Genomic DNA, 1,290 nt, shown 5'->3' on the forward strand with positions numbered 1-1,290 from the left:
GACAACTGTGAGCATCATGGAGTGCTGCCGGGGGCGGTAAGCCTGACCCGTGTGACAACTGGCCTCAGTTGCCTTGGAGTAGAACTGTCGGCTTCCCGTCTCCGTGCAGCACTTGCCGGCATCGGCCCGGTGGACGTGTCCCGATAGGGGCTTTGCGGGAACAAAGCACCGTCACAGTTCTGACCGCCCACCGGACCGGCGTTGGCCACCAGCCCCAGTCCGAGGAGCCCTGTGACCGCCACCAGCATGCCCCAGACCACCCTGCCAGTGCAGCAGCTCTCCGTCGCGGAGGAGGTGGTGCTCGGGGTGGACACCCACAAGGATGTCCACGTCGCTGCGGTGATCACCACACTGGGTGCCTCGCTCGCGCACCAGGAGTTCCCGGCAACGGCCCAGGGATACCGCCAACTGGCTACCTGGGCAAGGTCTTTCGGAGTCCTGAAGCGCGCCGGCGTCGAATGCACCGGCTCCTACGGAGCCGCACTGGCGAGCGTCCTGCGGCGCGACGGCATCGAGGTCATAGAGATCAACCAGCCCGACCGCGCCACCCGCCGCAAGCGTGGCAAGACCGATGCGGTGGACGCGGACGCCGCAGCCCGCGCGGTCCTGTCGGGGCGGGCCACGACGACACCGAAGACCGCGGACGGACCCGCAGCGGACATGCGTGTCCTCCGGCTGGCCAAGGAGTCGGCCGTCAAGGCCCGCACCCAGGCCATGAACCAGCTCAAGGCCGTCCTCCTGGCGGTCGACCCCGGCCTGCGCGAGTCGCTCGCCAGCCTGACCAACCGGGCCCTGATCGCCACATGTGCCGAACTGAACGACGACAGGGACCAGGCCGTCTTCACGATGCGCCTGCTCGCCCGGCGGATCCAGAGCCTGACTGACGAGATCAAAGAGCTGACCCGTCGCACCACCAAGGCCGTGCGCGCCTGCAGGCCGCACCTGCTCGAGCTCGTCGGAGTCGGTCCGGACAGCGCCGCCGCCCTGATTATCGCCGCAGGCGACAACCCCGAGCGGCTCGCCGACGAGGCGGCGTTCGCTGCCCTGTGCGGGGTCAGCCCTGTCGAGCAGTCATCGGGCAAGACCCAACGACGACGCCTGAACCGAGGCGGCAACCGACAGGCCAACGCAGCCCTCTACCGCATCGTCATGACCCGCATCCGCTGGGACGAACGAACCCAGGCCTACCTGCTGCGACGCACCGCCCAAGGCCTCTCGAAGCGAGAGATAATCCGCTGCCTCAAGCGATACGTCGCCCGCGAGCTCTACCGCCTCATCCAACCGACAACT

Annotated in this window: 1 protein-coding gene; it reads left to right on the forward strand. The window is 68.1% G+C overall.

Annotated features, from left to right (window positions below):
- Nucleotides 1–246: 246 nt before the first annotated feature.
- The coding region (locus ABZZ74_RS54260; RefSeq protein ID WP_356951461.1) for an IS110 family transposase at nt 247–1,290 on the forward strand (1,044 nt) is incomplete at its 3' end.

Source organism: Streptomyces sp. NPDC006476 (assembly GCF_040612015.1).
Taxonomy (GTDB): domain Bacteria; phylum Actinomycetota; class Actinomycetes; order Streptomycetales; family Streptomycetaceae; genus Streptomyces; species Streptomyces griseorubiginosus_B.